Source organism: Micromonospora sp. MW-13, assembly GCF_003434305.1.
Lineage (GTDB): Bacteria > Actinomycetota > Actinomycetes > Mycobacteriales > Micromonosporaceae > Micromonospora.
In genome coordinates, this window is the sequence record NZ_QKKX01000036.1 from 1 (window position 1) to 9,320 (window position 9,320).

Consider the following 9,320-nt stretch of genomic DNA (forward strand, 5'->3'; position numbering starts at 1 on the left):
GGAGACCGCGGCCCGCCGGGCCCGGCCCGTCTCGGGCCACGGCCGCGCCTCGGTGGTCAGCTCCACCGCACCGGCCGTCCAGTCGATGTGCGGGGACGGCTCGTCGACGTGCAGGGTGGCGGGCACGATCCCGTGCCGGATGGCCAGCACGACCTTGATCACCCCGGCGACCCCGGCGGCGGCCTGCGCGTGGCCGATGTTCGACTTCACGGAGCCGAGCAGCAACGGGCCGGTGTCGCCCCGGTCCTGCCCGTACGTGGCCAGCAGCGCCTGCGCCTCGATCGGGTCGCCCAGCGTGGTGCCCGTGCCGTGCGCCTCGACCACGTCCACGTCGGCCGTGGACAGCCGGGCCGAGGCGAGGGCCTGGCTGATCACCCGCTGCTGCGCCGGCCCGTTCGGCGCGGTCAGCCCGTTGGACGCGCCGTCCTGGTTGACGGCGGAGCCGCGGACCACGGCGAGGACCCGCCGGCCGTTGCGGCGGGCGTCCGACAGCCGCTCGACCATCAGCCAGCCGACGCCCTCGGAGAAACCGGCGCCGTCGGCAGCGGCGGCGAAGGACCGGCACCGCCCGTCCGGCGAGAGGGCGCGCTGCCGGCTGGAGCCGATGTAGAGCCCCGGGGTGGCCATCACGGTCACCCCGCCGGCCAGGGCCAGGTCGCACTCCCCCGCCCGCAGCGCCTGCACCGCGAGGTGCAGCGCCACGAGCGACGACGAGCAGGCCGTGTCGATGGAGACAGCCGGGCCCTCCAGCCCGAGGGTGTACGACACCCGGCCGGACGCGACGGCCGCCGCGCCACCGGTCATCGAGTGCCCCTCGTCGCCGTCCGGCGACATCATCAGCAGGGTGCCGTAGTCCTGCCCGTTGGTGCCGACGAACACCCCGGTCCGGCTGCCGCGCAGTGTGGCCGGGTCGATCCCGGCGGCCTCGACCGCCTCCCAGGACGTCTCCAGCAGCAGCCGCTGCTGAGGGTCCATGGTGAGCGCCTCGCGGGGCGAGATGCCGAAGAAGGCGGAGTCGAAGTCCCCGGCCCCGTCGACGAACCCGCCCTCCCGGGCGTACGAGGTGCCCGGGTGGTCGGGGTCGGGGTGGTAGAGCCGCTCCAGGTCCCAGCCCCGGTCGGCGGGGAAGGGGGCGACGGCGTCCCGGCCGTCCCGCAGCAGGTCCCACAGCTCGTCGGGGTTGCGCACCCCGCCGGGCAGCCGGCAGCTCATCGCCACGATCGCCACGGGCTCCAGTTCCTGGGACTGGACCTCGCTGAGCCGGCGGCGGGTGTCGTGGAGATCCGCCATGACCCGCTTGAGGTAGTCGCGGAGCTTGTCTTCATTGGCCATCGGAGTGCCGCTTCCTCGGGAGGGACGGGAGAGAGCCGGAGCGGGGTCAGGAAATGCCGAGGTCCTTGTCCACCATCGCGAACAGTTCGTCGTCGGTGGCGTCGTCGAGGTGCCGGCCGATGTCGGCGCCGCCGCTGTCCTGGCCGAGCCGGGAGAGCATCGCCTGGAGGCGTACGGTGGCCCGCACCCGCGCCGCCTCGTCGCGCGCCACCACGTCGAGGCTGTCGGCGATCCGGTCGAGGTCGTCGAGGAGGGCGGTCGGGGTGACCACGTCGTCGTGGGCGACCTCGGCGAAGAGGTACTCCGCCAGCGTCGTCGGGGTCGGGTAGTCGAAGACCAGGGTCACCGGCAGGGCCACCCCGGTGGCCGTGCCGAGGCGGTTGCGCAGCTCGACGGCGGTGACGGAGTCGAAGCCCAGCTCCCGGAACGCCCGGTGCTCGTCCACCGACTCGGCGGACGCGTAGTTGAGCACGGCGGCGACCTGGCTGCGCACCAGGCCGAGCAGCACGGCGAGCCGCTCGGCGGCGGGCAGCCCGGCGAGCCGGTCCTGCAACGTGTCCGGGCCGTCGCCGGCCGCCACGCCGGCGACCGTCTCGGCGGTGGCGAGCCGGCGGACGTCCGGCAGGTCGCCGATCAGCGGGCCGGGCCGGGTGGCGGTGAACGCGACGGCGAACCGCTCCCAGGCGATGTCGGCGATGGTGAGGAACGCCTCGCCGTGGTCCACGGCCTGGTGCAGCGCGGCGATGGCCGCCTCGGGGGTCATCTCCGGTACGCCGTGCCGGTGCAGCAGCTCGCCGAGCGGCCCGTCGGCCATGCCGCCGCCGGCCCAGGCGCCCCAGGCGATGGAGGTGGCGGGCAGGCCGAGGCCGCGCCGGTGCTGGGCGAGCGCGTCGAGGAACGCGTTGCTCGGGGCGTAGTTGCCGACGCCGGAGCTGGCCACGCTGCCCGCGAACGACGAGAACATGATGAACGCGGACAGGTCCAGGTCGAGGGTCAGTTCGTGCAGGTTGTACGCGACGTCGACCTTGGCCTGGAGCACCCGCTCGATCTGCTCCGGCCGGATGTCGTTGATCATGGCGTCGTCCAGCACGGCGGAGGCGTGCACGACCGTGGTGAGCGGGTACTCGGCGGGGATCGCGTCGATCAGGTCGGCCAGCGCGTCCCGGTCGGAGGCGTCGCACCCGACCACGGTGGCCTGGGCGCCCAGCTCGGTGAGGTCGTCGACGAGCTGCCGCGCGCCCGGCGCGGCCATGCCCCGCCGGCTGACGACGACGATGTTCTCCACGCCGCTGCGGGCCAGCCAGCGGGCGGCGTGCCCGCCGAGCGCGCCGGTGCCGCCGGTGACCAGGGCCGTGCCGAACGGCTGCCACGGGTTCGCGGGCTGGCTGTCGCCGAGCGGGACCCGGGTGAGCCGGCGGGCGAGCACGCCGCCGGGGCGTACCGCGATCTGGTCCTCCTCCCCGGCGGTGGTGAGGGCCGCGACCAGCAGGCCGGCGGAGCGCTCGTCGACGGCCTCGGGCAGGTCCACGAGGCCGCCCCAGCGCTGCGGGTGCTCCAGCGCGGCGACCCGGCCGAAGCCCCAGACCAGCGACTGCACCGGGGAGCGCAGCAGGTCGGCCCGGCCGACGGACGCGGCACCGGAGGTGACGCTCCACATCGGGGCGCGCAGGCCGACGTCGCCGAGGGCCTGGAACAGCGCGACGGTGGCGGCGAAGCCGCCGGGCACGGACGGGTACAGCGGGTGGATCAGCTCGTCGAAGGCGAGCAGCGAGACCACGCCGGCCACCTCGGCGGCCCCGCCGTCGCCGCCGGGCGCGGCGGCGAGCGCCTCCCGCAGCAACTTGCCGAGCAGGTCACGGTCGACGTCGGCGGTGGAGACGGGCACCGGGACGAGGGTCGCGCCGGCCGCGGTGAACGCCTCGACGCAGGCGTCCTGCCAGGGCTCGACGATGTCGCCGGTCGGCAGGACGACGACCCAGGTGCCGGTCATGCCCCGGTTGGCGACGCCGGTCAGCGGCTTCCAGGTGTCCTGGTAGCGCCAGCCGTCGATGTCGGACTGCCGGCGGCGCTGCCGGCGCCACGAGGTCAGCAGCGGCAGGGCCGGGAGCAGCGCGTCGAGGGCCTGGTCCGCCGGGGTGTCCTCGGTGGCGATGGTCTCGGCGAGGGCGGTGAGGTCACCGCGTTCCACGGCGGCCCAGAAGCTGGCGTCGCTCGGGTCGGCCGCCGCCTGCTGGAGCAGGCTCTCCAGGTCGGGGCCGCCGCTGCCGTCCAGCCAGAACCGCTGGTGGTCGAAGGCGTACGTGGGCAGCGGCGCCAGCCCGGTCTCGGCGAGGACGTTCGCCAGGTCGACGGGCAGGCCGACGGCGTGCGCGGTGGCCAGGTTGGTCAGCAGCCGGGTCGCGTCGTCGTCGCCCCGGCGCAGGCTGCCCAGCGTGTGCCCGGTGGTGCCCGTGTCGTCGAGGATCGCCGTCACCGGCATCGTCAACACCGGATGCGGGCTGATCTCCACGAAGGTGCTGTGCCCGGCGGCGATCGCGACACGCACGGCGGCGTCGAACTGCACGGTCCGGCGCAGGTTGTCGTACCAGTAGTCGGCGGTCATCGACGCCGGGTCGGCCCAGTCCCCGGTCAGCGTGGACACGAGACGGGTGTGCCCGGCCTGCGGTGACACGTCGGCCAGGTCGGTGCGCAACTGCTCGGCGACCTCCTGCACCGACGCGGAGTGCGACGCGTAGTCCACCGGGATGAGCCGGGCGCGGACGCCCTCGGCCTGGCATGCCTCGACCAGGTCGGCGACGGGCTGCGGCGGGCCGGACACCACGACGGTGGCCGGGCCGTTGACCGCCGCCACCCCGACTCCCGGGAAGGCCGCCAGGCGGGCGGTGACCGCGTCGGCGGACAGGTCCACCGACGCCATCGTCCCGGTGCCGCGCAGCACGGCGAGGGCGCGGGAGCGCAGGGCGACCGTCTTCGCCGCGTCGTCGAGGGTCAGGATGCCGGCGACGCAGGCGGCGCCGATCTCGCCCTGCGAGTGGCCGACGACGGCGTCCGGGACGACGCCGGCCGCGCGCCACACGGCGGCGAGGGCGATCCCGACGGCCCACAGCACCGGCTGGACGACCTCGACCCGGTCCAGCCACGACTCGTCGTCGCCGGTGAGCACCGCGACGAGGTCCACGTCGAGGTGGGGGGCGAGGGCCCGCTGGCACTCGGCGAGCCTGGCGTCGAACACGGGGGACCGGCCGACGAGGCCGGCGGCCATCCGCGCCGACTGGGCGCCCTGGCCGGGGAAGACGAAGACGGGACCGGCGCCGGAGCCGGTGACCGTACCGGTGACGAGGTTGCCGGCCGGCTGGCCGGCGGCCAGGGCGTCCAGCCCGGCCAGCAGTTCCCCGGCGGCCGTGCCGACCACGGCGGCGCGGTGGTCGAACGTGGACCGGGTGGTGGCCAGGGACCAGCCGACCGCCGCCGGGGCGAGGTCGCCGTGCTCGCGCACGTGCCGCGCGAGCCGGGCGGCCTGGCCGGCGAGGGCGGCCTTCGACCGGGCCGACACCGGCCAGACCGTCGCGTCGGAGGCGATCAGACCGGGCCGGTGCGCGGGCTCGACGGCGGTGGCCTCGACGGCCCCCTCCCCGTCGACGGTGTCCTGGCCGGCGACGCGGGGCCGGTACTCCTCCAGGATCACGTGGGCGTTGGTGCCGCTCACCCCGAACGAGGAGACGCCGCCACGGCGGGGCCGGTCCAGTTCCGGCCACGGCTTCGACTCGGTGAGCAGCGACACCGCCCCGGCGGTCCAGTCCACGTGCTGCGACGGCGCGTCGATGTGCAGGGTCTCCGGCATGACGCCGTTGCGCAGCGCCATCACCATCTTGACCATCCCGGCGACGCCGGCGGCGCTCTGCGTGTGGCCGATGTTCGACTTCACCGAGCCGAGCCACAGCGGCCGGTCGGCGGGGCGGTCCTGCCCGTACGTGGCGATGAGCGCCTGCGCCTCGATCGGGTCGCCGAGGGTGGTGCCGGTGCCGTGCGCCTCGACCATGTCGACGTCGGCGGCGCCGAGCCGGGCGTTGGCGAGGGCCTGCCGGATGACCCGCTGCTGGGAGGGGCCGTTGGGGGCGGTGAGGCCGTTGGACGCGCCGTCCTGGTTGAGGGCGCTGCCCCGGATCACGGCGAGGACCGGGTGGCCGTTGCGCTCGGCGTCGGCGAGCCGCTCCACGACGAGCACGCCGCCGCCCTCGCCCCAGCCGGTGCCGTCGGCGCCGTCCGCGAACGCCTTGCACCGGCCGTCGACGGACATGCCGCGCTGCCGGGAGAAGACGACGAAGACGCCGGGGGTGGCCATCACGGTGACGCCGCCGGCGATGGCGAGGTCGCACTCGCCCCGGCGCAGCGCGTTCACGGCGAGGTGCAGGGCGACCAGGGACGACGAGCAGGCGGTGTCCACCGTGACGGCCGGGCCGTTGAGGCCGAGGGTGAACGAGATCCGGCCGGACGCGACGCTGGTGGTGTTGCCGGTGCCGAGGTACATGTCGACGCCCTCGGGCACGTGCGGCAGCCCGATGCCGTAGTTGGAGGTGCTCAGCCCGACGAAGACGCCGGTGGAGCTGCCGCGCAGCGACAGCGGGTCGATGCCGGCCCGCTCGACGGCCTCCCAGGACGTCTCCAGCAGTAGCCGCTGCTGCGGGTCCATGGCCAGGGCCTCGCGCGGCGAGATGCCGAACAGGGTCGGGTCGAAGTCACCGGCGCCGTCGAGGAACCCGCCGACCCGGGTGTAGCTCTTGCCCGGCTTGTTCGGGTCCGGGTCGTAGAGCGCCTCCAGGTCCCAGCCCCGGTCGCCCGGGAACTCGGTGAGGGCGTCCCGGCCGTCGGCGACGAGCTCCCACAGGTCCTCAGGCGACCGGACGCCACCGGGGAAGCGGCAGCTCATCGAGACGATGGCCAGCGGCTCCTGGTCGCGCGCCTCGACGGTCTGCAGCCTGCGCTTGGTGTCGTGCAGGTCGGCGGTCACCCGCTTGAGGAAGTACCGCAGCTTGTCGTCGCTCATGAGGTCGCACCTGCCTCGATCCGGAACTCGGTCATCTCAGGAGATTCCAAACTCTTTGCTGATGAAGTCGAAGATCTCGTCGTCGCTGGCCGAGTCGAGATCGGGCCGGTCCTCGGCGGTGGCGGGCCCGGCGGCCACGTCGGACGCCTTGGCGAGCAGGTCCTGCATCCGGGCGGTGAACCGGTCCCGGGCCACCGGATCGAGCGGGATGGAGTTGAGCAGGCTCTCGACGGTGTCGATGCCCTGGAAGATGGGCTGCGTGGAGGGCGCCTCGTCGGCGGCGATCTCGCTGGTCAGCTTCTCGGCGAGCGCGGTCGGCGTCGGGTAGTCGAAGACCAGCGTCGCCGGCAGCCGCAGCCCGGACAGGGCGTTGAGCCGGTTGCGCAGGTCCACGGCGGTGAGCGAGTCGAAGCCCAGGTCGGTGAAGAGCCGGCCGGGGTCGACCGCGTCGGCGCCGGCGTGGCCGAGGACGGCGGCGATGTTCGCCCGGACCACGTCGAGCACCACCTTCAGCCGCTCCGGGCCGGCCAGTCCGGCCAGCCGCTGGCCGAGCGACACCCCGCCGGCGCGGGCGCCGGTGGCGTCGACGGAGCGCCGCAGCGGCACCCGGACCAGGGCGCGGAGCATCGGCGCGAGGGCGCCGGACTCCGCCTGCGCCCGCAGCGTCGGAACGTCCAGCCGCATCGGTACGACCACCGCCGCGTCCAGCCGCCAGGCGGCGTCGAAGAGGTCCAGCGCCTGCGCGGTGGCCAGGCCGGCGGCGCCCTGCTCGGTGATGCGCCGCACGTCGGCGTCGGCGAGGTGACCGGTCATGCCGCTGGCCTGCTCCCACAGGCCCCACGCGAGGGAGACGCCGGCGAGGCCCCGGGCCCGCCGGTGCGCGGCGAGGGCGTCGAGGAAGGCGTTGGCCGCCGCGTAGTTGGACTGGCCGGCGCTGCCCAGCGTGGCCGCCGCCGAGGAGAACAGCACGAACGCCGCGAGGCCGAGCCCCTCGGTGAGCCGGTGCAGGTGCCAGGCCGCGTCGATCTTCGGCACGGCCACCGCGTCGACGCGGTCGGGGGTCATCGACTCCAGCACCCCGTCGTCGAGGACGCCGGCGGCGTGCACCACGGCGGTGAGCGGGTGCGCGGCGGGAATCCCGGCGAGCAGCGCCGCCAGGGCGTACGGGTCGGCGGCGTCGCAGGCGGCGACGGTCACCTCCGTACCGTGGCCGGCGAGATCGGCGACCAGGTCGCCGATCCCCTCCGCCGAGGCGCCCCGCCGGCCGGCGAGCAGCAGGTGCCGCACGCCGTGGGTGGTGGCGAGGTGACGGGCCAGGATCCGGCCGAGAACGCCGGTGCCGCCGGTGATCAGCACGGTGCCGTCGGGGTCGATGCCGCCGGGCAGCAGCTCCGTCCCGGCCGGGACCCGCCCGAGGCGCGGGGTGCGGACCTGTCCGGCCCGCACGGCGAGCTGCGGCTCGCCGGAGGCGATCGCGGCGGCCAGCGCGGCGCGGCTGTCCGGCTCGTCGTCGAGGTCGATCAGCTGCAACCGGTCGGGGTGTTCGAGCTGGGCGGTGCGCAGCAGACCCCACACCGGGGCCTGCCGCAGGTTGATTGCCGGCTGCTCCCCCGCCGCGATCGCGTCGCGGGTGACCAGGACGAGCCGGGACCCGGCGAACCGGTCGTCGGCGAGCCAGGTCCGCAACGCGGCGAGGGTACGGTGCGCCGTGGCCCGCGTCTGGGTGGCGAGGACCGGGCCCACCTCGTCGTCGTCGGGGCCGCCGACCGGGACGACGACCGCCTCGGGCGCCGGCTCGCCCCCGGCGAGCAGCTTGCCGAGGGAGTCCAGGTCGATGTCGGTACGCACCCGCGCGCCCGCCGACTCGCAGGCTGCGCTGAGGGCGAGGTCGTCACCGCCGAGCACCACCCAGCGGGTGGCCGCCGGCACCGGGCCGGTGGGCACCGGCAGCGCCGGCCAGTCCACCTGGAACAGCGACTCGTGCCGGCCGGAGCGGGCCGCGCCGAGGGAGTCGCCGGAGACCCGCCGCATGATCAGCGAGTCGACGTGCAGCACCGGCGCGCCGGTGGCGTCGGCCACCTGGAAGGCCACCCCGACCTCGCCGGCCGCGGCGACCCGCACCCGCAGGGCGGTGGCCCCGGCGGCGAGCAGGGAGACCCCGGTCCAGGCGAACGGCAGCCGGGGCACGGTGGCGTCGGCGCCGTCGCCCATCCGGCCGAGGAAGCCGCCGATCGACATGGCCTGCAACGCGCCGTCGAGCAGCGCCGGGTGCACGCCGAACCGGCCCGCCTCGGCGTGGTGGTCGGCGGGCAGTTCCACCTCGGCGAAGACCTCGTCGCCGCGGGTCCAGGCGGCGCGCAGGCCGCGGAACGCCGGGCCGTACCCGAAGACGGTCGCCTCGATGCCCGAGTAGAAGTCGTCGGACTCGACGCGGGTCGCGCCGGGCGGCGGCCACACCCCCAGGTCGAAGGCGGGCGCGTCGGCCGACTGCGGGGCGAGTAGGCCGGTGGCGTGGCAGGTCCAGGCCACGTCGGCGAGGATCTCGTCCGAGCCGTCCCGGTAGGGCCGGGAGTAGAGCTGCACGCCGCGCCGGCCGTCGTCGTCCCGGTCGCCGACCATCAGCTGCACCTGGAGCGCGCCGAGTTCGGGCAGGACCAGCGGGGCGAGCAGGGTCAGCTCCTCCACGGTCGGGCAGCCGGCCTGCTCGCCGGCGTACGTCGCCAGCTCCACGAACGCGGTGCCGGGCAGCAGGATGTTGTTCATCACCCGGTGCTCGCCGAGCCACGGGTGGGTACGCACCGACAGCCGCCCGGTGAACACCATCCGCTCGCTGTCGGGGAAGGTGAGGGTGGCGCTGAGCAACGGGTGCCCGGCGTCCTGGAGGCCGGCGGAGGCGACGTCCTGCACCCGGTGCACGGGCGGGTCGACCCAGAACCGCTGGTGC

The 9,320-nt window shown here is 75.4% G+C and carries 3 protein-coding genes; all 3 read right to left on the bottom strand.

All coding sequences use genetic code 11. From position 1 onward, the window contains the following. Positions 1–1,332, bottom strand: a 1,332-nt coding sequence (locus C5N14_RS19540; RefSeq protein WP_207892792.1) for a beta-ketoacyl synthase N-terminal-like domain-containing protein, incomplete at its 3' end; no start/stop codon positions are given. A gap of 46 nt (positions 1,333–1,378) precedes the next feature. After that, positions 1,379–6,376, bottom strand: coding sequence for a type I polyketide synthase (locus tag C5N14_RS19545; protein WP_117669571.1), 4,998 nt, complete (start codon positions 6,374–6,376; stop codon positions 1,379–1,381). Between the two features lie 36 nt (positions 6,377–6,412). Next, a partial coding sequence (locus C5N14_RS19550; RefSeq protein ID WP_117669572.1) for a type I polyketide synthase occupies positions 6,413–9,320 on the bottom strand: 2,908 nt, incomplete at its 5' end.